Here is a 26,797-nt window from a genome sequence, read left to right on the forward strand (position 1 = left end):
ATGAGTTGTTCTAGACGAAATTTTTTAGCGGGTTCAGGTGCGGTTATCTTTACTACTGGAGTGGCGACTACCTCATTAATGAGCAGTAAAAAAACGCTGGCTTATTCGATGGAAGACGGCGCAAAACGCTATGGTATGGTGCATGATGAGACGGCCTGTATTGGTTGTACTGCCTGTACTGAAGCATGTCGAGAAGTGAACAGCGTGCCAGAAGGTGTTTCTCGATTAGAGATTATCCGTAGCGAACCGCGCGGAGAGTTCCCTGATGTCGATTACCGCTTTACTCGTAAATCATGCCAACATTGTGAAAATGCTCCGTGTGTAATGGTGTGTCCGACAGGCGCTGCTTATAAAGATGAAACAACAGGTATTGTTGATGTTCATAATGAGAAATGCGTAGGCTGTGGCTATTGTTTAGCGGCGTGTCCTTATCAAGTACGTTTCTTTAATCCTGTTACCAAATCAGCAGATAAATGTGATTTTTGTCGTGAGACGAATTTAGCTCAAGGCAAACAACCTGCGTGTGTTGAATCTTGCCCCACAAAAGCACTGATCTTTGGTGACTTGAACGATAAAAATAGTGAGATTAATGCGGTATTAAGCAATAGCGTATTTTATCGAGACAAAGTGGATCTAGGCACTAAGCCTAAGTTATTTAAGATCCCAAACCAAAAAGGGGAGATTTAAGATGAGTGCATGGGAAGCTGCGTTTAATTTTGACTCCTTAGTTTGGGATTGGATCATCGCGATCTATCTTTTCTTAGCCGGCATGTCTGCTGGTGCCGTTATGATTTCAATTTATTTGAAGCGTAAAGTCATCGAAGGAGATCCTGCGCATAATAGCATCATTAAAGCGACCGCAATTTTAGCGCCATTTGGTATTATTGTCGGTCTGCTTATTTTGGTATTTCATCTAACAAAGCCGTTAGTGTTTTGGAAAATCATGATTTACTTTAACCCTACATCGGTAATGTCGATGGGGGTTATCTTATTCCAAGTGTATATGGTTGTTTTATTTGCTTGGATAGGGATCATTTTTAGAAAAGAAATCATGGGGCTCTTAAAGGGGAAATTTGGTTTTATTGATGCTATTTTGCTTAAGATAGAACAGTTTGAGAATGCATTAGAAATCGTCTTAGCGGTGCTCGCTATTATGCTTGCTGCCTATACTGGTTTCTTGTTATCTGCATTACAAACTTACCCAATGTTAAATAACCCGGTACTGCCGATTTTATTCTTGTTCTCAAGTTTGTCTTCAGGTGCTGCGGCGTGTTTATTGTTTGGTATTCTAGGTTTTGGGGAATCGAGCACAAGCACTTCAGTAAAGTGGGTCCATAATTTCGAACGTCCAGTCGTGCTATTTGAGTTGTTTGTTATTATCACTTTCTTTACAGGGTTAATTTTTAGTGGCGGCCAAGGTGAAGTTGCCGCTTGGGCTGCGATTGGTGGTGGTTTTTGGGGCACGTGGTTCTGGGTCGGGGTTATTGGCCTAGGAATGGTTACGCCATTAGCGCTAAATGCATTCGCACCTAAAGAAGTTACGCATGGCAAAGGGTTTATCTTTGTCGTAACATCACTAAGTTTAATTGGTGTATTAATGCTTCGTACCTTTGTTTTATACGCAGGACAAATGACCGTCGTATAATGCAGTATCGTCATGCTTATTTTAAGTAACTTGTTTAAGTCACTGTAGGATAAGCATGGCGTTTTTATTTTTTGAGAGATCAGTGGAGTCGTATGATTGCTGAAATAGGTCAATTTTGGTTAATAGCAACGATGGTGTTATCTTTTGTGGCTTTCATGTCTGCTATATATGGAATATCACGTTCTCAGAATGATTGGGCTACGTTGATTTTCCCTCTCTCGATTCTTAGTACTTTATTTTGTTTTCTTTCCGTTTCTGCATTGGGGTATGGCTTTTATATTGATGATTTTTCTATTCGATATATTGCTGAGCATTCTAATTCTGCATTACCTGTATTTTTTAAAATTGCCGCTATTTGGGGTGGGCATGAAGGATCATTATTGTTTTGGGTATTAACCTTAACGTTATGGGCAGGTTTAATTACGCTAAAGAGAAAAACAATACAAACAGAGTACGTTATTCGAGTTTTATTGGTGCTTAATGCGTTAATTACTATTTTTGCAGCCTTTACTTTATTTGCTTCAAATCCTTTCATTATTTACGTTAACACACCATTAGAAGGGCGAGATCTGAATCCAATGTTGCAAGATATTGGATTGATATTTCACCCACCATTATTGTATTTAGGCTACGTCGGATTTGCCGCGACATTTTCATTTGCACTTGCTGCGTTGATGATGAAAGACGTACCGCAATATTGGGTTAAACACGCAAGACATTGGACACTATTAGCGTGGTCATTGTTGACCGCAGGGATCAGTTTAGGATCGTGGTGGGCATATTATGAGCTCGGTTGGGGCGGTTGGTGGTTTTGGGATCCGGTTGAAAACGCCTCTTTGTTGCCTTGGTTAACCGCAACGGGTTTACTGCATACCCTAATCGCGAGTGATAAGAAAAACCAACTTTTAAAAACGTCGATGATTCTGTCGTTAGTGACATTTTGTTTGAGTATTTTAGGGACGTTTGTTGTTCGCTCTGGGGTATTAACTTCGGTTCATGCCTTTGCGGTGGACCCAACTCGTGGGATCATTCTTCTTCTGATCTTGTTTGTCGTTATGTTGGTTTCTTTGTCTCTGTATGCATTCAAAAGTAGACAGTTAAATAGCCAGCCTATTCGTCATTTTATCAGTCGTGATTTTCTATTTTTATTGCTTGCGGGTTTATTTTCAATCGCGACCATTACCGTGTTACTTGGTACTTTTTATCCAATGATTTTTCAGATCTTTGGACTTGGCAATATTTCTGTAGGCGCACCTTATTTTAATTTGTTGTTTGTGCCAATGGCGATAATGGCATTGTTGCTGATGGCCGTGTCGGTGTTTGTTCGTTGGGGAGGAAAGACGACAAATGCAAATACCAAGACGATGGTCATTTCAAGCTTAGTTTCGATTGTGCTAGGACTTGGAATATATCGTGTTCAATATGAAAATATGGCACTCATTCCTAGCTTGGTTTGGGTGCTGGCTTTGGCGGTAATAATAGGCTCTGTCTGGTCGCTGCAACAGTCTAAAGGCAAAGCGATAGGAATGGTTATCGCGCACATTGGTATTGCAATTGTGATGATAGGTGCTGCGATGAACAGTGAACACTCTTTTGAAAGCAGTGCAAAAATGGAACCAGGTATTATAGCTAAACTCGCCAATTATGAGATCACTTATAAAGAAACCGAACTACTGGTAGGTTCAAATTACACCGCAGAACAAGCGAATTTATTGATCAGTGAAAATGGTAAAGAAATAGCCATGGTTCAGCCGCAGCGTCGTCATTATCAAGTTCGAGTAATGAATATGAGTGAACCTGCAATGCATTGGTTTTGGCATGGTGATATATACGTGACGTTAGGTGAAAAATTAAAAGACGGCAGTTTCGCATTACGTTTACAATATAAGGCATACGTTCGATGGATTTGGTTTGGTTCTATTTTGATGGCGCTAGGCGGGGTATTGGCAATGATAAAGCGAAAGAGTAGTAAGAAATGAAGCCAGCAATAAAAGTAGGATTAGTCATTGGAATATGCGCGATAATCTTTAGTGTGTTATTTACAGGATTAGAAACCAAAGAATCGAGCACATCGACGGCAATGGTGGGAGAGAGCGTGCCTACGTTTGAATTACCAGAAGTCATGGATACGTCTGTATTATTAAATGAGTCTTTATTTCAGCAACAGCCATTAACTTTGCTAAATGTTTGGGCTGCGTGGTGTGGGATTTGCAAAACAGAACATCAGTTTTTACATCAGTTAAAAGAGCAGGGCATAACCATTATTGGTTTAGATTATCGAGATGATCGCATTGCGGCTAAACAAGTGTTAGAGCAGACAGGTTCGCCATATCAAGCGGTGATTTTTGATCCAAGAGGATCGCTAGCGATGGATTTAGGTGTTTTTGGTACGCCGACCACTTTCTTAATTGATCAGAAAGGAGTGATATTGCATCGCTTTACTGGCGCTTTAGATGAGAAAAAATGGCAACGTGAATTTGCTGACTTTTTTGAGGAATAATAATGAAGCGTTTTTTTAATCTATTGGTGCCATTATTCTGTTTATGCTCCGTATTTTCCGTTAATGCATCATTGGATAGCAGTAATAGTTTATTTGTTGCCGCTGACAAAGCGACGATAGAAAGCGTAGAACTGTTTAAGTTTGATTCTTCAGAGCAACAGCAGCAAGCGATCGCCTTGGCAAAAAGCTTACGTTGTCCACAATGTCAAAATCAAAACTTAATTGAGTCAAATTCACCGATAGCGAAAGATCTCCGCTTAGAAGTGTATCAGCAAATCAAAGTGGGAAAGACAGATGAAGAGGTCGTGAGTTTCATGACGCATCGTTTTGGCGATTTTGTTTTATATGAACCGCCATTAAATGCGAAAACCTATGTGCTCTGGCTATTGCCTTTATTACTACTTATTGGTTTTGGCATTATGGCGGTCAAATCGGTGAAGAAAAACGTTAATTCACTTTAGGAGATGTTGTCTCTAAATTAATCGTTGGTACACAAAGAATCAAAATCGATGCACTGATCAGTGACGCAATAAGATCTGTTGGCCAGTGCATTCCAAGCCAAACACGACTAAAGCCAACGCCTACACCCCAAGTAATCACAACTGCGGTTAGTGCATAGTGCTTATGTCGTAGCAAAAAACCTCCCCAAAATAAAACACAGATAGCGGCGAAAATAGTATGGCCTGATGGGAATGAATAATTCATGCCTTGACGCCATTGGTCTATACGTGCGGGGCTTACTTGCTGTTTAACTTGAGTAATAAGAGTTTCTTTGTTTTCTTCACTGAGCGTATAAAAATCAGCGGTATTATCGATTAAATCAACCTGAACTAAAGCTTGAGTGTAAGGGCGGGGGATCTCAGTCACTGCTTTAACACCAATTTTTAGCATTAAACTTAATAGTAAAAGAATTGCAAATTGTAGGTAGAGAGAAAGTATCTTCTTTATTGGTAAACGTTTGATAATAGGAATACAACAGAGTATCGCTGAAGTAAGCAAAAACATGGGAGAGCCGGCTGAGCGGCTGAGCAAGGTTAGAATGAGGCTTTCTGTATTTGATAACAGATCGAATAAATTAGGAGTAGATGTAAGCAAAAGCACCATTAGCATACTTAAGATAAAGAATACAAAGGTGATTAATTCGTAGATTCTATTTTTTGGTGAAAAAGTAAACTGCATAATGATTCGGTTAAATAAGTTTCAATATGGTTAGTGTACCTTTTCTAAGGCGATTAACGTCAAAATAAAGTAAGGAAAGGTATTATGAATGTAAGAAGTGATGATACAGAACTTTTTTTTGTTTATAAATCATGGTCTAATTGCATGTCACTTCTTATTTGGTATCTACATGACTTCAGTTATTCGTCGAGCAAAAGAAACGGATCTTTTTCGCTTAAATTCAATGATGTATCAATTACATGATGAGCATCATCAGCAATGCCCTGAACTATTCAAAACGGCTTCAGAGATAGAAGAAGAGAAAAGTATTGCCCGCTATTTAGATGACCCTGAATGCATGGTGTATGTGGCAGAATTAGAAGGTAGCGTTATTGGTTTTGTGACAGGACATTTTTGTGAATTAATTTCAACCGTAAGTAAACCAGTAATGATGGCAACGATTGATGAGCTGTATGTTGAAGAAACAAGTCGAAGAGAAGGTGTTGCTGAAAAACTAATAACGAGAATGGAACAAGAATTAAAAGATTATGGCGTTAAAGAGGTTTTTGTTGAAGTGTGGGGTTTTAATCAGGCCGCATTAGATTTTTATCATCAGCAAGGCATGAAAGAACACATCCATTATTTACGTAAAGCCCTAAAAGAGAATGGAATATGAATAAGGTGTTTACTCTCTGTTTATTGTTGTCGTCGTTTTTTACCTCATTTTTATCAATGCCAGCACTAGCGGATCAAGAGGTTACTTCAAAAGGAGCCGTCTGTGTTGTGGATGATGGTTTTCGTGTCGTTTTGATTGAAGAATTAATTACGGGAAAACTATCATTGCCCGGAGGGTTGATTGACGAGGGAGAAACGCCTCAACAAGCCGCTGAAAGAGAAACATGGGAAGAAGCAGGGCTTGTTGTTGTAGCAAAAGATCAATTGTATAAAGACGATAAAGCAACGGTTTTTCGCTGTGTAAGTGACTCTGATATTGTTGTTTTTGATCTACAAACAAATGATGGTTTATTTCGGATTCCATCTTGGTTTGCTCCTCATTACGGCACCGAAACTGAAGCTGTCTATCTAAGTGAACCATATAAAATAAGTCCAGAACAATACCGCTATCCACAACAATTAGAATTACTGCAACAATGGTTTGCTAAGCCGCTGGACAGTCATAACCAAATCACGTGGGTAACGGATCTTATTGGTCAAGCGAGCAATATTCATCAAGCTGAATTGGGGCTATTGATGTCGTTACGCGAAAGTATCAATAGCTTGCCAGCTGTTATTAACATTAGTATTAAAATGTTTTTTACGATAATCAATGAAACAGGCACAGAAGCTTTTGTCTACTTTTTATTTATTGTAGCCCTTGTTTATTTTGGTCGAGGAACCGCGTTAACCTTATTGTTTGGTATTGTATTAACCATTATTTTTACAGAATTAGCAAAGTTAGGTCTGGCTTTACCTCGTCCGTTTGTTTATGTCCCTCAATTGCAATTAACGCAAGCGAGTGGGTTTGGAATGCCAAGTATGAACGCCATGCTTGCTACCGTTATTTACGGAATATTTTATCTCGCTTTAAAGAGAAGGAAAATAGCACCAGCAGTACTCAACCGTTTCGCGTTATTTTTTGTTGGCTTAATAATTACCCAATCCATCGCTCAGGTATGGCTAGGTATTCATTTTCTGACGGATGCCATCGTGGGGATTGCACTGGGTGCAATGGTGACTGTTCATTTTTCAAATCTGCAAAAAAAACATGGGGATTTACTGTATCGCGTGATTGAGAGTATACAGTTTTGGTTAATTATTGCGATTGTCTCAAGCGGTATTGCGCTTACCATGCAATATATGAATTATTTATATATGGCTGCGATATGTTGGGGAGTGGTACTTGCTATTTTTGTCTCAAAAGGCGAAGTCATAAAGAGAGTAAGAACTCGCGTGATTACCTTACTTACTTTGTTTTTAGCAATACTAGTTAGTCGTTATGGGGTAAGTGTATTATTAGACTCACTAGAAAGTAGTTCTCTTATTGTCTTAATGGTAAAAGCGATAGCAAATTTCTCTTTGATATTTGTGATTATCGTACTGGCAACTTGGTTACCGTGTCGCTTAGAGAGTAAAAAGGCGTAATAAAGAAAAAGAGGTAAGAAGAGTAGCTTGGTTGTCTTAATTGGATTTTTAAGGCAACCAATGGGAGAAAATAACGTATTATTCTGAATGTGCTTCTAGCCATTTTAAGGCTTCATTCTGAATTGATATTTTTGTTGTTTTGTATAGTTTCTCACCTGTAAAGTCACGGTAGGTTTCTGCTTCTGGGTAGGCTTTTGCAGCGGCTAAATTAAACCAAAAATACGATTTTTCCATATCTTGCTTAACGTTGCTCCCTTTAAAATAGAGAAAGCCAAGATTTCGCATTGCCGTAGCATTACCTAATTCTGCCGCTCGGATATAAAGCAGCTCTGCTTGATGAATGTTTTGAACTAACCCATTACCTTGTAAGTATAAATCAGCAAGGTTGTTCATTGCATTGCTGTTATCCATATCGATGGCTTTATTGTACCAGTCGATAGCGATAGGGAATTTATCTTGTGATTCATACACCTTACCGAGATTGTAATAAGCCATTGAGCTTTCATTTTCCGCGGCTTTGGTAAAGTATTGGATTGCTAAACTAGAGTTAGCCTCAGTACCTATTCCTTTAGTATAAATGACGCCAATCTTATTTTGAGCCTCGATAGATCCATTATTGGCAGCACTTGTTAGCCAGGTAATCGCTTCTTTATAATTATCTTGGTTTAGATAAGCTGTACCTTTTAGATAATCATTATGTGCTTCTGTATTAGCAAAAGCTAAGGAGCTGCATAATGATGCTGATAGCAGGAGAGTTTTTAATATTAATTTCATTACAGAACCAAGGGTTTAGCTAATATAGAATGATATGTTATCAATAAAGTAAGAGGACAGCGAGAGATAAATTTATAGGTTAATGGTGCTCTATCCAATAGAGAGCATCACGATATGTCTATTTATTTTGAATAGCAATGGAAGGAGGGAGAATATTTGATTTTCTAAACTCTTGCATTACACGAAGAGTAATATCGGTTTCAAATAATTTCTCAACTTTAATATCAACAACATAAGCTTTACAGGTTAGCTGGATTGCTAAATAGTTGTCTGTGATGGTTTGTTTTACGAGCACCACAACCGGTTTTGGTAGATGGATATAACGGCTTGACGAAGCGGCTTCTTGAATAATATCACGAGCAATATTAATATCTTGATCCATCCCAATATAGAAAGGGATAACCACTTGCATATCCAATGCACCGTAGTTACCACTCATTGCCACTTCATTTAAAAATTTATTGTTTGGGATCGTAATAATATCGTCATTGAGTGTTTGCATACGAACAGAACGTAAACCAATGGCAATGATGTCACCATAATGCCCTTCAAAAGTGACTCGGTCGCCGACTTGAAATGGTCGGTCTATCATTATTGTTAGGCCTGCAATAAACGAGGCGGTAAGATCTTTTAATGCAAAACCAACCGAAACTGCCAGAGTCCCCCCAATTAATGCGAGAACCCTTTCATCAACGCGGAAACTGAGCATAAATACAGTCATACCCGTAGACATATAGATAAAGAATTGGAAAAAAGACTGCAGTTTTTGCATTAGCATTCGGCGTTGTGCAAATTGGCTACTAATGCCATCAACAATCGATTGAGTAAAGCGAAGTAATAACCAAGCAATAAAAACAATGATGAATGAGAATGCAACACCGCTCCATCGGATCAAACTTGCGAATTGGTGCAGATTATCAAGCGATTGAGGCTCTTCAGCAAAGACGGTGTTGCCAAAGCTGAACATAATAAAAAAGACAAATAATCGAAGCATATTATTTCACCAATAAGTGTTGACGATGGAGAACATTCGTAATGTGACGGAACCAATGATCAGAGATTCGAGCTTTATTATCATTCCATTCAATATAACCACGGCTTTGAAAATAACGAAGCGTACTAATTACTTCAGCCATACTTAAACGGCTGCATTCACTCACATCAGCAGGTGAAGCGATTTCTAGCTGAACAATCGAGCGAAGTACTGCAAGCATCGGTTTTGGCATCGTTTCAAGATCATCAGAATGTGGAGCCTTAAATAAACGCACAAGAACAGCGTCCGTATCTTTATCACGATGCAAAGATAATCTAAAGAAGCGTAGGGCGACCGTTGGGTTGCCATCTGAATAGTCCCATAAAATGCGATAGAATCCATTTTTAGCTCGCTCTTCTTCCGTTAAGTTCTCTTCATCCCATTGTCTTGGTAAAACTAAGCCATCAAATGAAATAGAAGGACATTCGTCTTCGGTTTCCGTTTTAGGTGTAGTGGTAATACGAGATTCAAGTAAATTACCAATTTGTTTTTCATTCCACTTCGGCATGAAAGTAACTAAATCGAATAATAAACGTTCCCCACGAGCACGATCAATAAAGCGCCAACTTGATTTTTCAATAGCCAGTACGACGCGATGACTTTTACGAGCACGACGGAGTAAATTAGTCAGTTTCATGAGATCGACCAATCCATTGACTTTGGGTTTCACTAAACGTTGTGCATTATCAAAAGCCAGTAAGTAACAGATATCACTATTTCGTAAATGTTGAAGAATATCTTTTTCACTTGATTCTTCATCTATACCTAGCTGTTTTGCTAATTCTGGTAATAAAGCAGAGTAGCCATCGTATGGACAGTTTAAGTAGAGTGGTTGTGCATTTTTTACTTTATTAAGCAGCCGATTAAGTAGTGTTGTTGTTCCTACACCACGTTCTCCTGATAAGACACAAACGGCAGGACTGTCTGTTAAAAGATAACGAGATAGGGCTGACATTTCGTCTTTTGCGTACTCTTCAAGTAAGGTTGAATCTTCAGAACCAGGAGAAATATAGTCAAAAGCTGCTGATCCTTTAATGCGAACTAAGTTTGAGTGTTCGCGAGAAACTTCGGTTTGTTTTGCTACTTCTATTCTAAATAAATAGGCTAAGGCATGACTAAATGCAGCGTATTGAGACAAAGCACTAATTGCACTGTGCTGAATTGAACGCCAAGATAACCAAGCTGCCCCGCAAGCCGTTGCTGCAATGGATATTAACAATGTATTTTGATTACGAACTGCCCATTGTATAGAAACAGGAAGCGGGTCAAGATGATGAATTCGCTCAAAAACAGTAGATCTCCATTGTCTTAATGTATAAACAGTAAGAAGAATAAAGAAAAGGTATACCAATGAATTTATCCAAGCATAAATAGTCCCTTGTCCAAGTGTTCTTGATGATATCTGTAAAATAACGCCAGAAACAATTGCTCCCCAAACATAATGTCGAATGGTTGCTAGACGCAGTGCAATAATTTCTTTTTTATTGTGTTTACTGTTGCGATAAATGAATTCAAGAATAAAACTTACCGCAATTGAACCTCCTAAGAGCCACCATGTGAATATTTCAAGAAATATTAAATGTTGTAAGCTTGGAAGCGTCGAAATAATACGTAGCGTTACTGTGATTAAAAATAGCCATGCAATCGCTTTGTGTGCTCTAGTGAGATACCAGATTCCGCGGGTCAGAATGTTAGGTTTCGTTGTGCCTTCAAATTTTGATGTTTTGAAATCATTAATCAAGCGTTCGCTGTTTCTGACCCACCAACTAAATATGAAAAAGACCCCAAGTACTTTAAAAATGACACTGATAACTGGAACGGGTGAAATTTGTAGATCACGAACTAAGTTCTTGAAACTACGTATCTGATAATGCAGATAATATTCAATGTTTAATTGGGTGATAGCGAGTTCTGAATAAAATTGTGTTACACCATAGGGACCAAAACCCGTCAGTTGCTCTCTAGTGGTTTGATCGGTTAATTTAAGCAGTTGTTGCTTACTTAGGTTTAATGAATTAAGTGATTGATGACTATTTTCTACGGCTAGCCAATGTGGCTGATCGCTGTTTTTTCGATAATCAATGAGTGCTTTTTTTACAGCCTCAGCCTGCTTTTGTTGTTGAGTGATTGCGGTCGATAGTAAACGTTTTACTTGAGCGTAATTGTTATTTGAAAAAAAATGCTGTTCGGGAAGAGTTTGTATGTCATTTTCAATTTTTTGTGCCTGAGGTGTGATCTCTGTTGGTTGCTCATCAGAAAGCCCCCAGCTTGCATAACTAAGTTGAGAAAAAATAAAAAGTGATACAAATAAAAAATAATGAGAAATTTTTTTCATATAGACCAATGAATGAATAATTTACCTATTACTTTAGTTAATTTTTTTTAAAAGACCAGTCACAAAGGTAGGAATTTAAAATAAAACCCACTTACCAATCACCGTGCTGTTTAGTTGCTTGTTTTTTCATACAAAATAGGAAGATAAAGTAACTTTAGTAAAAGGTATTCATTCTAATTGGACGTAAAAATCATTAGAATAGAGTAATAAATACCGACTCCCTTTTTCGATAAGATAGATATGTATTGGTTCCTATTTTTTAGTAGTGTGATTTGCCTAGTTGTAATGATTGGGTATTTTCAATCGGTCGAAAAGAAAAGAATTGTAGCAGCCGAACGAAGAAAGCGTACTTTGCCTACTTCATCAGTAACAATTTTCGATGATGCAACAGATAGAAAAGATAAAATAGAGCGCGCAAGTAGTGGCAATATAACAGCACAACTTGCATTAGGGGCAGATCTAGAGCTTATTGATCAAAATAGTGCGATTAAATGGTACCTGAAAGCAGCTGAACAGAATAGCCAACAAGCATTTTATGCCTTAGTGCGATTGTATGATAATAATTATGATGATTCTGACGCCCATGAAAAATCTAAATACTGGGCAGCACGTTTAGGGGATTCAAAAGGAAAGCAAAGTTCAACATTAAAACTAGGTAAATTATACCTTGAAGGTATTGGTTGTGAGAAAAATGTAGAATTGGGTAAAGAAACCATTACGACTTTGGCATTAAAGGATTACCTTAAAGCTCAATGGTTTCTCGCTCAATGGTACCAAAAATTACAAGATGGACATCCTGAAGGCTTCTATTGGATGCTAAGAGCGGCATATCAAGGTGATCCAAAAGCAATGGTCACCGTTAGTTCTTGTTATTATCATGGTATTGGAACGCAGAAAAACATTTATAAAGCGATTTATTGGTCAGAACGTGGAGGTGAGCTTAAAAGCCCTGAGTATCAGTTACGTTCGGCACAATATAATCAAAAAATATCATCATCCCATAATGCAGTCGCTTATATTTGGGCTTACCTTGCCGTCGCTAATGATTATGAAGAAGCGCACAGTTTAAAGAATGATTTAGAAAGTATTTTGCCGCTAGAAAACCTATTAACAATTCAAAATGTAGCTCGTAAACTTCATGTGTTAATGGATGAAAAACCAGTTAAAAAACATTCGGTTATCCGTTTACTTAATAAATTTTATGTAAGGGAGAACTATCTTCCGCCAGAAGATATTAATGATGAATGTGCAATGTATACAAATTAGATTGCAGTGTGAAAATCAATAGATACAAAAATGCCAGTCTGTGAGGACTGGCATTTTTTTATAACATCGAATCAAGTTATCGATTAATCATCACGCATGATACCAAGAATACTTAGTAGGCTGATGAAGATGTTGTAGATAGAAACATACAGCGTAATCGTTGCTGAAATATAGCTTGTTTCACCACCACGAATAATTGATTGTGTAGTTAATAGAATCGCACCTGTTGAGAACAGGATAAACATACCGCTCATAGCAAGGTGCAATAAAGGCATTTGTAGGAAAATGTTCGCTACCATACCGATCAATAGAACAACAAAACCAGCCATTAACACGCCATTAAGGAATGATAAATCACGCTTAGTTGTTAATGCATAAGCAGATGCTGCCATGAAAGAAAGTGCAGTACCACCAAGAGCGGTTAAGATCACATCCCCCATACCTGCACCAATGTACATGTTTAGGATTGGACCAATGGTGTAACCTAAGAAGCCTGTAAATAAGAAAGTAAATAGCAGACCCATGCTGTTGTTACGGTTTTTTTCTGTTAGATACAGTAGGCCGTAGAAACCAACAAGCATAATGATAATACCCGGACGAGGTAAGTTCAGTGCCATTGATACGCCAGCAACTAGTGCTGACCATAGTAGTGTCATAGACAGTAAAAAATAAGTATTACGTAATACTTTATTTGTTTGTAGAGCCGACTCTTGCGTATGAGTTTGGCCGAACATTTGATTATTCATCGTATTCCCCTTGGAATGGACAGACATAAATATATAGACAGTTATGGTACCTATAGTTCAAAAAATCAAGTAAGTTCTATTTTTTGAACTGAATAAATTGAGCTGGAAACCATTTTACATCAGTATATTAACTTAGCTGATGAAGTTTGTAAGGATCTGTAACAATAAACAGCGACCCTAAGATCGCTGTTTGTGTGATTTATTATAATGGTAATGGCCGTTGACTCATATTGTTTCGATTAATGATGCAGGATCTGGCTTAAAAACAATTGAGTACGATCAGATTGTGGATTTTCAAAGAAGTCTACAGGGTTATTTTCTTCTATGATTTCACCGGCATCCATAAAGATAACTCGGTCAGCTACCTCTTTGGCAAATCCCATTTCATGAGTTACACAAAGCATGGTCATGCCTTCATCGGCCAGTTCAACCATCACATCGAGCACTTCTCGCACCATTTCAGGGTCAAGTGCAGAGGTCGGTTCATCAAACAGCATTACTTGTGGGTTCATACAAAGAGAACGAGCAATCGCTACACGTTGTTGTTGTCCACCTGAAAGTTGTCCTGGGTATTTATCGGCTTGATCTGGGATTTTTACACGCTCAAGGAACTTCATCGCTAATGCATCAGCTTCTGATTTTGGCATTTTCTTTACCCAAATAGGCGCAAGCGTACAATTTTCTAAAACAGTTAGGTGAGGGAATAGGTTAAAGTGTTGGAAACACATACCGACTTCTCTACGTACCGCTTCTATGTTTTTTAAATCTTCAGTCAATTCTGTACCAGAGACAAAGATGTGGCCTTTTTGGTGTTCTTCTAAGCGGTTAATACAGCGGATCATGGTGGATTTACCTGAACCGGATGGCCCACAGATAACGATTTTTTCGCCTTTTTTAACTTGTAAGTTAATATTTTTAAGCACATGAAATTGACCATACCATTTGTTCATGTCTTCTAATTGGATCATATAATCTTGTTGAGTCGTCATAACTACATCCTTGAATTCTGTTAATTATCGCTTGTGGCCTGTATGAAGTTTGTTTTCTAAATAGATGGAGTATCTCGACATCGAGAAACAGAACACCCAGAAAACCAAAGCGACAAAGACATAACTTTCCGTTGAGAACCCTAACCATTCAGGGTCAGTATTAGCCGCTTGACCAACACCTAATACATCAAACATACCGATAATAAGGACAAGACTGGTGTCTTTAAATAAACCAATAAAGGTATTAACGATTGATGGAATGGTAATTTTTAATGCTTGAGGAAGAATGATTAAACGCATTTTCTTCCAATAACCTAATCCTAGAGCATCAGCAGCTTCGTATTGGCCTTTTGGTATCGCTTGTAAGCCACCTCGAACGACTTCTGCCATATATGCCGCACTAAATAACACCACACCGATCAATGCCCTAAAGAGTTTATCCAGCTCCATTCCTTCAGATAAAAACAGTGGCAGCATGACCGAAGCCATGAAAAGAACCGTGATAAGAGGAACACCACGCCAAATTTCAATGTAGATGGTACACATGCTACGAATGATTGGCATTTCAGAGCGACGGCCTAGTGCAAGCGCGACACCAATCGGTAATGAGACAACAATACCTACAATGGCAATAACCAATGTAATTAATAACCCGCCCCAAAGGTGAGTATCAACAACAGGTAGCCCGAATACGCCGCCATACAATAAAAAGGCAACAAAAAATGGGAATATGTTTACAAATACTAACCAAATAGCCACTTTTTTAGGGGTATTCTCATAAGCGAGTAAAGCAACAAAGATTGCTAATAGTCCATAAAATAGCTGAGGACGCCACAGTTCTTCGGTTGGGTAGAATCCATACATGAATTGATCCCAACGTACATTAATCATGACCCAACAAGCTCGCTCACTTGTGCAGGCATCTCGTGTTGTTCCTATCCAATCGGCATTGATTAGCGCCCAGTTAATGGCATTCCACAATCCACTAAAAGCTAAATAAGCAATGATCAGCGTAAGAATCGAATTAGTTACGCCATTAAATAAATGTTTTTTAAGCCAAGTCACCGCACCTACTGTGTTTGCTGGAGGCGGAAGATCGGGCTGAAATTGATGTATGCTCATAGTTACCTCTCAACCAATGCGACTTTGTTGTTATAGATATTCATTAAGAATGACGTTAATAAACTCAACGTTAAGTAAACCGCCATTGTCATGGTAATGATTTCGATGGCTTGTCCTGTTTGGTTAAGGGTTGTTCCTGCAAATACAGAGACAAGATCAGGATAACCAATGGCCATCGCTAGTGACGAGTTTTTAGTTAAGTTTAAATATTGGCTTGTTAGAGGTGGAATGATGATACGCATTGCTTGTGGAATAACGACAAGCTTCAAGGTTTTATTTCTTGGTAAACCTAATGCCATTGCAGCTTCAGTTTGACCGTGGCTAACCGCATTAATACCGGAACGAACAATTTCAGCAATGAATGACGCGGTGTAAACACTTAATGCCACAACTAATGCAGCTAGTTCAGGGATAATGCTTATCCCACCTCGAAAGTTAAATCCTTTTAGTTCAGGATATTCAATCGATACCGGCATGCCGGAAATGAAATACGCTAAGGCTGGCAAACCAACGAGTAGCAAGGCTGAATAACGTAATACGGGTGTTTGTTGACCTGTTAATGCTTGTTTATTATGTGCCCAACGCGATAGAAAAATAATGAAGACGATAGCAAGAACAACGGCCATACCAATAAGATTGGAGCCTTGTTCAAAAATAGGACCAGGGAAGAACAAACCTCGTACATTTAAGAAAATACTGTCTCCTAAACTAAGGCTCTGACGAGGAGAGGGAAGGGCTTGTAAAACCGCGAAATACCAAAAGAAAATTTGCAATAAAAGGGGGATATTTCGGAAGGTTTCAATGTATACCGTCGCACATCGACTAACTAACCAGTTACTGGATAAGCGAGCAATGCCGACAGTAAACCCAAGTAGAGTAGCAAATAAAATCCCTAGGACAGAGACTAATGCGGTGTTTAAAAGACCAACAACGAACGTGCGTCCATAAGTATGTGTTTCATCATATTCCACTAAAGACAAACCGATACCAAAGCCAGCTTCTTGATCTAAAAAAGCAAGACCTGTCGCGATACCGCGAGATTCTAAATTGGATAATGCATTGTTAACTATGGAATAAAAGAAAAAGACAAGTGCAGCAACAGCAATCACTTGAAATAAAATTGCACGAAATGTTGGATTATAAAAGAGGTTTTTATTTTTAGATGACATACAACTACAACCTTAAATCCATTTATAAAAAGGGGTGAAAACTCACCCCATAAAATTGTATTAGTTTCTATTTATTATTGGGTTCTATTGACCATTAGAATTAACGAATAGGGGCTGCGTACATAAAGCCGCCAGCGTTCCAAAGTGCATTCACACCACGAGAAATCTGAAGTGGTGACCCTTTACCTACGGTACGTTCAAAACTTTCACCGTAGTTACCGACTTGTTTCACTACTTGGTAACCCCAATCGTCACGAATACCTAAGCCCTTTCCTTTTGGTCCATCAACACCAAGAATACGTTTGATATTTGGATCTTTAGATTTCAACATTTGATCTGCATTTTGTGAGTTAATACCGTATTCTTCAGCATTAATCATGGCATTTAATACCCATTTGTTGATGTTAAACCACTGGTCATCACCTTGACGTACAACAGGGCCTAGTGGTTCTTTTGAAATAATTTCAGGAAGAACTTGTGCTGTTTTAGGATCTTTAAGATTTAAACGAAGGGCATAAAGACCTGATTGGTCAGTAGTAAGAACGTCACATCGACCCGCATCGAATCCTTTTGAAGTTTGTGCGGCTGTATCAAATACGACGGGCTTATATTCCATGCCGTTGTTACGGAAGTAATCGGCAAGGTTAAGTTCGGTTGTTGTTCCTGATTGAACACACACAGAGGCACCATCAAGCTCTTTAGCACTGGTTAGGCCAAGTTCTTTTTTTACCATGAAACCTTGACCATCGTAGTAGTTAACACCAACAAAGTTTAGGCCAAGAGAGGTATCACGGTGCAGTGTCCACGTTGTATTACGTGATAGCACATCAATTTCACCAGACTGAAGCGCGGTAAAACGTTCTTTAGCTGTAAGTGGAACATATTTAACTTTAGATTTGTCACCTAACACAGCAGCAGCAACGGCTTGACAGTATTCAACATCAATCCCTTCCCATTCTCCTTTTGAGTTAGGATTTGAAAATCCAGGAAGGCCAGTACTCACCCCACATTGAACATATCCATTCTTCATTACCTTATCTAGTGTACCTCCCGCAGCGGTAGCTTGTGTCGACATAAGCAATGCTGAGGCGGTAAGAGCAGCGTAAAGAGTGTTTGTTTTAAATTTCATCTGTGTTCTTCCTTATAATCCATTATTGAACTGACGTATCACAATCTAGCGTGTTGCGTTAGCCATCAGGTGGCACTTAATTGCTACTTTTGTAAGCAGCTGTATTTAAACGATATACAATAGTTAATGATTTGTGAAATTGAACAACAAGTTAAATATAGGTAAATAGATCTGCCTTATCCCATATTTTTAGTGATAAAAACTGCTTTGTTTTTTAAAACCAGTCCTAATGATCTGGTCTGACGTTTCTTTTTGTTAATTAATTGTTAATTCATGTATTTTCTGAATATGTTAAGTCGCATTTTATCTTTGGGCTCTACAAGCTCTACCTTAATGAAGCGAAGCAAGGTATATTGTTGATATTAAATGAAAGGCTCAGTGAGGATGTAATGAGATATTTTCCCATTTTTATGGATATACAAAAACGCCCAGTGTTAGTGGTTGGTGGTGGGGAAGTAGCCTGTCGTAAAATAGACATGCTATTGCAAGCGGATGCAGATATCACTGTTATAGCACCTTCAATAAAATCGTATTTAGCGAAGTATGCAGAGCAAGGTAAAATCACTTACCATAAAGGATTTTATCATCGTAAGTTGTTAGACAGTAAGTACGTGCAAGTGTGGGCTACAACTGATAATTCAGAGTTAAATCATCAAGTATATAAAGATGCTCATGATGCCGGGATATTGGTAAATGTGGTTGATGATACCGCTCATTGTGATTTCATCACGCCATCAATGGTTAACCGTGGACGTGTTCAAGTCGCGATTTCAAGCGGTGGTTCTTCACCTGTGCTTATTCGTATTATTCGTGAGCAATTAGAAACACAATTATCGACAAAAATAGCAATGTTGGCTGATTTTGGTGCAGATAAGAGAAACGTAGTAAAACAACACTTTGCGACGGTAGATGAGCGTAGAAAATTTTGGGAATTGTTTTTACGTTCACCAGAAATAGAAGCCTTAACGACACGGAATGAACTAGAGCACGTATTCACACGTTATCTATCAAATGATATTGCGGTGAGATCTGAGCGTAACTGGATCGAATATCATCAAGAAACAGAGATGCTTACATTAAAATCATTACGCCTGATGCAGCAAGCTGAATGGGTGATTTATTTTGATGCTTGTCCTCCAGAGTTTGTAGAGTTATGCCGTCGTGATGCTGAACGCATTTCAGTTAAATCAGAGCAAGAAATTGCTGATTATTTACAGCAAGCTGATAAAGAGCAGGTAAGGGTGACAATCTTAATTAGAAAAGGCCATCTAATATCGAATGCTCAATTACAAGCTTATCTTTCTAATGATATATATGTACAAACATTGTAAGGAAGCTTGATGCAATACTTGACCATAAAAGATGCGATTGCAGAGCAGATTGAAAGTGGCATGTTAGAGCCAGGGCAAAAGTTACCTTCAGAGCGGGTACTAGCAGGTGCTTTTTCAACAACACGTATTACCTTACAAGAGGCGTTAAATTACTTAGCACTGTCAGGAAAAGTTTATAAGGAAGAGAGGCGTGGGTGGTTTGTATCAAGAGAAGCTCTGATATTTAATCCAGCTAAGGAACTTGATATTTCGCATGCATGTAAACTAAATCAGTGTAGTTATACTACGAAACATCTTGATTCTAAACGTATACTCGCACCAAAAATGGTCGCAGAGGCTTTACGCTTACCTCCTTTTTCATATGTGTTGATGTTTAGTCGTTTACTTATGATGGAAGGAAGAAAAGTCGCTGTTCAATATCAATATCTACCTGACACTTTATTTCCATCGTTGGTGAAAATGGATGGAGACATTGATATTGTTTCTATTTTAAAAGAGCAGTATTTTTCAGATTTTCAGAGTTTAGATGTGAAAATAGGAGTGATACCAGCTACAGAGTATGAATCGGGGATATTGAATCTTAGTTCAGGAAGTATGCTATTGGACATTACTCAATCTGCAATAAATAATAGTAAGGAAGGTTATTTATTGCAGGTGATCCGCTGTTGCCACGATGCGATCGAAATTGAAATTAAATAAAGGATTTCGAAAGCATTGAGTTGTTAGCTTAAGCGCTTCGGTGCTTGAGCACCAGCTACTGGTCGGTTTACAGAAAGAGTACGGCCTTTCTTCAATCCCTTTTCATAATCAGTAGTTATATTAGCCATTGCTTCTCTTAATTGTTGCTTAAAAGTTTCTCGGTCAATATTTTTAAATTCTTTATCAATATAATCATTAATCTTATTCGCAGATTCATCGTCAGGGGCAATCACCGGAAGCTTTTCAAGGGCACCTTCGATCCAACCCGCTAAGAAAGAGTTAACCCGTTTAGTTACTTCAAGCTGTCCAGTCCCAGATCCCGCAAAACTGTTTTTAAATTGTCCCGTTTGCTCGTTCATCTCACGATAAACGATATCAAAAGCAAAGGCGGCAAAAATAGCGCGATCTGCAGAGCCGATAAACTCAACTTTTTTTAATCCTTTGTGATTTAATAATACAGCTTCAACGCCAAAGCGCGTATTAATACCACGAATTATCTTTAGAATATTACTACCCACGTTTGCAGGAAGGAGATGGGAGCTTTGTGTTTTGCCCATCTTGATAAACTCAATATCATCTTTTTCAAGACCATACTTAAGCATAAGGCGATGCGCCATTCTAATGGCTTGAGCGGCTTCATTCACATTCGCGGAATTACCAAGTTCAAGACATTTAGCGATCTTTTTTAGAGCCTTTTGCTTTCCAGATGACATAGCTTTACCTTACTTTTTACGGGGCAACTATTTTACCTGTCTATGTCTTGATTTGAAAGGAAATTAAAGCGAGTGCATGGATTGGATCGTTGAGGAGGATTAGGTTAATAAGCCTAAAATAGCGAGGAATAAAAGAGAGGTGCTGCTCTGGATATTAAATATTACAGAGCAGCACTATTATATTAATGGCAGTGATTAGTGGTATTAAATACCTAATTCATCGAATAACGAGTCATCAAAATCTTGATATGATGATTCTTTTGATGCTGATTGTTGAGAATTTCCTGATTTATGTTGCTCGAATAGGTCATCAGCATCGAACTCTTCTTCTTGTTCAAATTCTTCAAGTTGAATAAATTCTGTTTTATCCATTGCAAGTTCAAGATAGAAAATATTATTTTTTTCTGTTGTAAAAGTAACGCGACGAGCTTGTGGGCGATCTAGATTCGTATCAACAGAAAGTATGACTTGCTTGTTTAAAGCGAGCATTTTTGGTTGATTCTGGGAAATCGTAGTTTGTAATGTTTTACGGATTTGCCCGGTGAAATCACCAACTATTTGATTCATTAATTCACCTAATACATCACCCACTTCATCAGAAGTATGCAAGATGGCTAACTCTTCTTCCGGCATGCCCATATTGTTCATGTATTTAGTGTAGAGCTCTAAGGCGGCATCTTTAGTAAAATTAGTAACAACTAAACCAGAAAAACCACCATCAAACAGAACAAAGCAACCAAAATCAGGTTTTAGGCTCGTTTTCGATATTTTTTGCACCATAGCAGAATAGTTAACTGAACTTTGTGTTGCTTTAGTTAATACACCAGACATTGAACGGCATAGTATTAATAGAATATCGTCAGTGGTAATGATTTTTGTCTTGTTCTTTCTAATTGCTGGTTTCATAACTTTCTCTAAGATAAGGTGTCGCGGTTGTATAAATAAGTCTTAGCAAAATATATGCCATAAAACTTAAGGCGAAATATTATCTTACTATCTGTTTTATATTGTACTCAGTAAAGTTCTTTAACGCTTTAAAAGTACGTAAGTAAGTCATTGGGCAGTAACATTGCGATTATTTATCGGATGTAGCATAGGTAAGATGTTTTATCCACGCGAGATGTTGTAAAGTGTGTATAGAAAGACACATTAATGACGCTGAGGATCAGCGATTGAAGGAGCAGGGAGCAATGTTACCAGTATTACCATACCAATCTACTATTGATCCAATGGTAGTAGATTATCTAGATAAATTAAAAGAAAGCAATTTTAGTGGTGATATCGAAACGACCTATTCAAGTCGTTTAGCAGTAGCTACAGATAATAGTGTTTATCAGCAATTACCCCAAGCGGTACTCTTACCAAAAAATACGAACGATGTTGAGTGTTTAGCTCGACTTGCGAGTGAGGATAAGTTTAAAGCGGTCACTTTTTCTCCTCGTGGTGGTGGTACAGGAACTAATGGACAATCTTTAACTAAAGGTATCGTGGTTGATTTATCTCGTTACATGAACCAAGTGTTAGAGATCAATATTGAACAAGGATGGGCAAGGGTTCAAACTGGATTGATTAAAGATCAATTGAACGATGCGTTACGACCACATGGTTTTTTCTTTTCTCCTGATTTATCCACCAGTAATCGCGCGACCATTGGTGGTATGATTAATACGGATGCATCTGGTCAAGGTTCGCTAAAGTATGGCAAAACCTCTGATCATGTCTTAGCGGTGACTGCTGTACTTGCCAATGGTTCACGTTTAGATACCGGCCTTTCTTATAATGACCAACAAGAATCGGTACGTGCCGTATTAGATATCATCGCTTCGGTATGCCGTGATAATCGTCAGAAAATTGAAGATAAATTTCCTCCATTAAACCGCTTTTTAACGGGTTATGATTTAAAAAATGCATTAAATACAGAAACCGATCAGTTTGATATCACGCGAGTTTTATGTGGATCTGAAGGGTCACTGGCCTTTCTGACCGAAGCAAAAGTTAATATTACACGGATCCCAAAAGCCAGAACTCTGATTAACGTAAAATACGATACGTTTGATGCTGCATTAAGAAACGCCCCATTTATGGTTGAAGCGAGTGCGCTCTCTGTAGAAACGATTGATTCAAGAGTATTAAACTTTGCAAAGCAAGACATTGTTTGGCATAGCGTGAGTGATTTAATTACTGATGTGCCAGATAAAGAGATGCTTGGATTGAATATGGTGGAGTTTTCCGGAACCGATCTTGATCTAGTTGAGCAACAAGTTTCAGGTTTAATTACCAAACTAGATTCTTTAATGCAGGCAAAACAAGCGGGTATTATTGGGTACCAAATTATCCAAGATGTGGCAAGTATTGGTCGAATTTATACCATGCGTAAAAAAGCAGTGGGATTATTAGGCGCGACCAAAGGAGCGGCAAAGCCTGTCGCTTTTGCTGAAGATACGTGTGTTCCTCCTGAGAATTTAGCCGATTTCATTCAAGAGTTTAGACAGCTGTTGGATTCTCACCAACTTAATTATGGCATGTTTGGTCATGTTGATGCCGGTGTTTTACACGTGCGTCCTGCGTTAGATATGTGTGACCCACAACAAGAAGCCTTAATGCATACTATTTCTGATCAAGTGGTGGCTTTAGTCTCAAAATATGGCGGCTTGATGTGGGGAGAACATGGTAAGGGGTTTAGATCTGAATATGGTCCTGAATTCTTTGGTGAAGATTTATTTGTCGAGTTACGACGTGTGAAAGGGGCATTTGATCCACACAATAAAATGAACCCAGGAAAGATCTGTACGCCATTAGAAAGTAGTGATGAGCTAGTAAAAGTCAGTGATACAAAGCGTGGCTATTATGATCGCCAAATTCCAGTGGAAGTGAGAGATAGCTTTAATCAAGCGATGGAATGTAATGGTAATGGGCTTTGTTTTAATTATGAAACGAGCTCTCCAATGTGTCCATCAATGAAGGTTACCGCAGATCGCCGTCATTCACCAAAAGGACGAGCAGGTCTTGTTCGAGAATGGTTACGTCAATTATCAGAACAAGGCATTGATCCTATTGCTCTAGAGCAAGAGCTATTGACTAAACGGCCAACGATTAAACAAATCATTGATCGTATTCGTAATCGTATTAATAAAGAAAAAGAATACGATTATTCCCATGAAGTACATGAAGCGATGATGGGATGCTTGGCATGTAAAGCGTGTGCTAGCCAGTGCCCAATAAAAGTGGATGTACCAAGCTTTCGTTCGCGTTTCTTGAATATTTATCACAGTCGCTATCAGCGTCCGGTGAAAGATTACTTGGTTGCAAACATTGAAAGTATGCTTCCTGTAATGGCGATTATGCCTAAATTGGTCAATGGAGTGTTAAAACAGTCACTCACTCAAACGTTAACAGAAAAAGCGTTGGGCTATGTAGACATGCCATTATTGTCTGTTCCAACCTTAAAAGAACGATGTAAAGAGAAAGATATTTCCACGTTTAATCTAGAGCGGCTGAAATGTTTTTCTGAAAGTGAACGAAATAAGGTAGTGTTGATTGTTCAAGACCCTTTCACCAGTTATTATGACGCGAGTGTAGTTAGTGATTTTGCAGAGTTAATTAAGCGTTTGGGTCTAAAGCCAATGTTATTGCCATTTAAACCAAATGGTAAAGCGCAGCACGTTAAAGGTTTTTTAAAACAATTTACCTCAACAGCAAAAAGTAGTAGTGAATTTTTGAACCAAATTTCGGATCTGAATATTCCTATGGTGGGGGTGGATCCTGCTTTGGTACTGTGTTATCGAGATGAATATAATGAAATACTTGCAGACAAACGCGGTGATTTTACTGTCTTGACGGTGCACGAATGGCTATACCCTAAACTTTCGTCTTTTACGAAAGCAACGGTATTTGATACTAGACCTTGGCACCTCTTTGCTCATTGCACAGAAAAAACTAAGATGCCGAATGCAGAAAAAGAATGGGGTGAAATCTTTCAGTATTTTGGATTGGCACTTAATACGGTACCTGTTGGATGCTGCGGGATGGCGGGTACGTATGGTCATGAAGCCGATAAATTAGAAACCTCAAAAGCGATCTACGATTTAAGCTGGAAAGGTAATTTAAAGCAATTAGATAAAGAACGATGCTTAATAACTGGTTATTCATGTCGAAGTCAGGTTAAACGATTTGAAGGTGAGCATTTAAAGCATCCATTGCAAGCAATACTGACGAATATTTAAATAGCTTAATTCTGCGTTACTTTATGATAGAGTAACGCGGTTTTTTTTGGGACGCAACGCGTATATTCTTTGCATTGGTGTTGACATTGTGTGAGAATTGCGGTCACGTCGAGATTTGCGGGTTGGTATATTATCCTTGCCGTTTTTAATAGAGTTATAATATAGATGAGTAGTTCTGAATTAATTAGACGCATTCCACAAATGAATGTGTTGGTTTTTACTGAAAAAAGAGAGCGTAGTACTCAGATCCGCCAGTTTTTTCAAAAAGCAGGCTTTAAAAGTGCTGATTCTTTTAATGTCAGCATGAAAGCGTCAGATCTACCTGTTTATGACTACTACTTTATTGAATATCACTATGCAGATCATGAAGTGATTAGTGAGATGGTCAATCATGCTCGCGCAAAAGCAAAGTTTGGTAAGCGTCCAATCTTTATTGTTGATATTGATAATGATGACTCTCAAGTGGATGACATCAATGCAAGAGAGCTATTTCCTGATTTCATTGTGAATAGTCCAATCAACTTTGGTTACATTGATGAACTCATTAAGAAGTCTTTTAGCCTAACGTTATTAATTGAAAAATTGGTTGGTGAAGTAAAAAACTCTCAATCAGCTTTCATTAAACGTGCTCAAACATACCCAGGTACTTATAAAAACCGTATGTTGCTTAATATGACATTAGAAGAGTTATATAAGGCAAAAGACTTTGTAACATTTAAGAAAGTATATCAACGACACGATAAAAGTGAAATTATGCCTCAAAATTTAATGGCATATTGTCAGATTATTGAGAAGCCGAAAGCTATACCCGTTTTGGATCTATTGTTACGCTCTAAAAAGTACTTATTTCAAGCAAATTTAATGCTAGCTGATATTTACGCAGAAGCAAAACAGATAAGTAAAGTGCATACTTTTTTAGCAAAGGCGTTCGATAATAATCCTAAAAATGATAAAGCGTTTCATTCTTATCTGACGTTTATCATTGAGAATAATGAATCAACGTTATTACATAACATGGTAATGAAACGTTTCTATCATATTGGTATTAATCCTTCGACATTAAATAAAATGATCATGGATATTGCAGAGATTGTTTATAATTCAAACATGACGTTTAATAAAGACAAGTATAGACGATACTTTGGCCAGTTAATTATGACGCTAAAGAAACGTATATCAATGGATAAGCGTGATGAGCTGCAAGGTTATATTAATATTTTTATCGCTCGTCAATTATTTAAGCAAGGCAAACGTTATAAATCGAAAGCAATAGCATCAACTTGTTATTATCGATTTCTGTCTGAAAGAAAAGTAGCGTCGGATGAATTTCGTGCTGCTGCTTTTGGCGTTTTGGCAATGGCAGGTGAAGTGAAGTTGTGCGTTACTCTGTATAAAGCATTTGATCAAGCGGGTTTGAAAAAAAGCGCACCACTATTATTACAACAATCAATGGCTCATTTTCAAAAATTAAATAAAGTGTACCAGTGGTTGAGAGCGCAAAATTCGTCGGATAGTAATAGCTCACAGTTGATCAAAATTGGTCAAACTTATCCTTATTCATCAGATTTAAATTATATGCTTCTTACATTAACGTTGAAGGGTAAAAATTTGATGAAAAATCCAGACAATATTAAGCAATGTTTAGCTGTCATCCATAGAATGGAGAGAACCAACAACACGGCTGGTTATGAAAATGTGATGTCATCTGTTGAGCAGAATAAGAAAATATTAATTGATGTTTTGTTAGGTAGTTCATAAATTTATCTTATTTTTATAGCATGTTAGGCGAGAAAACCCAGTGATCAGCTTGCTGTCGCTGGGAT

General features: G+C 38.1%; 23 protein-coding genes. 12 read left to right on the plus strand and 11 right to left on the minus strand.

Features of this window, described 5'->3' with window-relative positions:
- From nrfC to nrfF, 5 genes are all read left to right on the plus strand, one after another.
- Entirely contained in the window at positions 1–687 is a 687-nt protein-coding gene (gene nrfC, locus Q1K78_RS12600; RefSeq protein WP_300179228.1) for a cytochrome c nitrite reductase Fe-S protein, read from the plus strand.
- Between the two features lies 1 nt (position 688).
- Positions 689–1,645: a cytochrome c nitrite reductase subunit NrfD gene (gene nrfD / locus Q1K78_RS12605; RefSeq protein ID WP_300179231.1), complete on the plus strand. Its 957-nt coding sequence runs from the start codon at positions 689–691 to the stop codon at positions 1,643–1,645.
- 92 nt (positions 1,646–1,737) lie between these two features.
- A complete protein-coding gene (locus Q1K78_RS12610) occupies positions 1,738–3,624 on the plus strand; it encodes a heme lyase CcmF/NrfE family subunit (protein ID WP_300179234.1) in 1,887 nt (628 codons plus the stop codon).
- The gene (locus tag Q1K78_RS12615) at positions 3,621–4,145 is read left to right on the plus strand and encodes a DsbE family thiol:disulfide interchange protein (RefSeq protein ID WP_300179237.1); all 525 of its coding nucleotides are present in this window, start codon (positions 3,621–3,623) and stop codon (positions 4,143–4,145) included. The genes Q1K78_RS12610 and Q1K78_RS12615 overlap by 4 nt, the downstream gene beginning before the upstream one ends.
- Before the next feature lie 2 nt (positions 4,146–4,147).
- A complete protein-coding gene (nrfF, locus tag Q1K78_RS12620; protein ID WP_300179240.1) occupies positions 4,148–4,606 on the plus strand; it encodes a heme lyase NrfEFG subunit NrfF in 459 nt (152 codons plus the stop codon).
- Here nrfF and Q1K78_RS12625 read toward each other — a convergent pair.
- A complete protein-coding gene (locus Q1K78_RS12625; protein ID WP_300179243.1) occupies positions 4,593–5,150 on the minus strand; it encodes a phosphatase PAP2 family protein in 558 nt (185 codons plus the stop codon). The two genes, nrfF and Q1K78_RS12625, sit on opposite strands and share 14 nt — an antisense overlap.
- 343 nt (positions 5,151–5,493) lie before the next feature.
- Between Q1K78_RS12625 and Q1K78_RS12630 the strand changes: the two genes are divergently transcribed.
- Together Q1K78_RS12630 and Q1K78_RS12635 are read left to right on the plus strand one after the other, a co-directional pair.
- Positions 5,494–5,979, plus strand: coding sequence for a GNAT family N-acetyltransferase (locus Q1K78_RS12630; protein ID WP_300179247.1), 486 nt, complete (start codon positions 5,494–5,496; stop codon positions 5,977–5,979).
- A complete protein-coding gene (locus tag Q1K78_RS12635) occupies positions 5,976–7,445 on the plus strand; it encodes a phosphatase PAP2 family protein (RefSeq protein ID WP_300179251.1) in 1,470 nt (489 codons plus the stop codon). Before Q1K78_RS12630 ends, Q1K78_RS12635 begins: the two co-directional genes overlap by 4 nt.
- A gap of 78 nt (positions 7,446–7,523) precedes the next feature.
- Here the strand turns inward: Q1K78_RS12635 and Q1K78_RS12640 are convergent, their stop codons facing one another.
- The 3 genes from Q1K78_RS12640 to Q1K78_RS12650 all read right to left on the minus strand — a co-directional run bounded on the left by Q1K78_RS12640 (position 7,524) and on the right by Q1K78_RS12650 (position 11,587).
- Positions 7,524–8,219, minus strand: a complete 696-nt coding sequence (locus Q1K78_RS12640; protein ID WP_300179254.1) for a tetratricopeptide repeat protein — start codon at positions 8,217–8,219, stop codon at positions 7,524–7,526.
- A 118-nt stretch (positions 8,220–8,337) separates the two neighbouring features.
- A complete protein-coding gene (locus Q1K78_RS12645) occupies positions 8,338–9,213 on the minus strand; it encodes a mechanosensitive ion channel domain-containing protein (protein WP_300179257.1) in 876 nt (291 codons plus the stop codon).
- Position 9,214: 1 nt separating this feature from the next.
- Positions 9,215–11,587, minus strand: coding sequence for an ATP-binding protein (locus tag Q1K78_RS12650; protein ID WP_300179260.1), 2,373 nt, complete (start codon positions 11,585–11,587; stop codon positions 9,215–9,217).
- Between the two features lie 240 nt (positions 11,588–11,827).
- On the opposite strand from Q1K78_RS12650, the gene Q1K78_RS12655 reads away from it, so the two are divergent.
- A complete protein-coding gene (locus tag Q1K78_RS12655; protein WP_300179263.1) occupies positions 11,828–12,853 on the plus strand; it encodes a tetratricopeptide repeat protein in 1,026 nt (341 codons plus the stop codon).
- Between the two features lie 83 nt (positions 12,854–12,936).
- Here Q1K78_RS12655 and Q1K78_RS12660 read toward each other — a convergent pair whose 3' ends face one another.
- From Q1K78_RS12660 to Q1K78_RS12680, 5 genes are all read right to left on the minus strand, one after another.
- A complete protein-coding gene (locus Q1K78_RS12660) occupies positions 12,937–13,599 on the minus strand; it encodes a Bax inhibitor-1 family protein (RefSeq protein ID WP_300179266.1) in 663 nt (220 codons plus the stop codon).
- Positions 13,600–13,838: 239 nt separating this feature from the next.
- A complete protein-coding gene (locus tag Q1K78_RS12665) occupies positions 13,839–14,588 on the minus strand; it encodes an amino acid ABC transporter ATP-binding protein (protein WP_300179269.1) in 750 nt (249 codons plus the stop codon).
- 24 nt (positions 14,589–14,612) lie between these two features.
- The gene (locus tag Q1K78_RS12670) at positions 14,613–15,710 is read right to left on the minus strand and encodes an amino acid ABC transporter permease (protein WP_300179272.1); all 1,098 of its coding nucleotides are present in this window, start codon (positions 15,708–15,710) and stop codon (positions 14,613–14,615) included.
- A 2-nt stretch (positions 15,711–15,712) separates the two neighbouring features.
- Entirely contained in the window at positions 15,713–16,879 is a 1,167-nt protein-coding gene (locus tag Q1K78_RS12675) for an amino acid ABC transporter permease (RefSeq protein ID WP_300179275.1), read from the minus strand.
- 100 nt (positions 16,880–16,979) lie between these two features.
- On the minus strand, positions 16,980–18,008 hold the full coding sequence (locus tag Q1K78_RS12680) for an amino acid ABC transporter substrate-binding protein (protein ID WP_300179278.1): 1,029 nt from the start codon (positions 18,006–18,008) through the stop codon (positions 16,980–16,982).
- Positions 18,009–18,397: 389 nt separating this feature from the next.
- Between Q1K78_RS12680 and Q1K78_RS12685 the strand changes: the two genes are divergently transcribed.
- Both Q1K78_RS12685 and Q1K78_RS12690 read left to right on the plus strand, forming a co-directional pair.
- Complete coding sequence (locus Q1K78_RS12685) at positions 18,398–19,339, plus strand: NAD(P)-dependent oxidoreductase (protein ID WP_366899972.1); 942 nt, start codon at positions 18,398–18,400, stop codon at positions 19,337–19,339.
- Between the two features lie 9 nt (positions 19,340–19,348).
- Positions 19,349–20,038: a UTRA domain-containing protein gene (locus tag Q1K78_RS12690; RefSeq protein WP_300179284.1), complete on the plus strand. Its 690-nt coding sequence runs from the start codon at positions 19,349–19,351 to the stop codon at positions 20,036–20,038.
- A 23-nt stretch (positions 20,039–20,061) separates the two neighbouring features.
- On the opposite strand, the gene Q1K78_RS12695 is transcribed toward Q1K78_RS12690, so the two are convergent.
- Positions 20,062–20,751: a DUF2786 domain-containing protein gene (locus tag Q1K78_RS12695; RefSeq protein ID WP_300179287.1), complete on the minus strand. Its 690-nt coding sequence runs from the start codon at positions 20,749–20,751 to the stop codon at positions 20,062–20,064.
- A gap of 204 nt (positions 20,752–20,955) precedes the next feature.
- Positions 20,956–21,657 carry a DUF3334 family protein gene (locus Q1K78_RS12700; protein ID WP_300179289.1) on the minus strand — a complete coding sequence of 234 codons (702 nt, stop codon included), beginning with the start codon at positions 21,655–21,657 and terminating at the stop codon, positions 20,956–20,958.
- A gap of 284 nt (positions 21,658–21,941) precedes the next feature.
- Between Q1K78_RS12700 and Q1K78_RS12705 the strand changes: the two genes are divergently transcribed.
- Positions 21,942–24,974, plus strand: coding sequence for an FAD-binding and (Fe-S)-binding domain-containing protein (locus Q1K78_RS12705; protein WP_300179292.1), 3,033 nt, complete (start codon positions 21,942–21,944; stop codon positions 24,972–24,974).
- Between the two features lie 165 nt (positions 24,975–25,139).
- A complete protein-coding gene (locus Q1K78_RS12710) occupies positions 25,140–26,732 on the plus strand; it encodes a hypothetical protein (protein ID WP_300179295.1) in 1,593 nt (530 codons plus the stop codon).
- Positions 26,733–26,797: the final 65 nt, after the last annotated feature.

This window comes from uncultured Aliivibrio sp., from assembly GCF_946479765.1.
Lineage (GTDB): Bacteria > Pseudomonadota > Gammaproteobacteria > Enterobacterales > Vibrionaceae > Aliivibrio.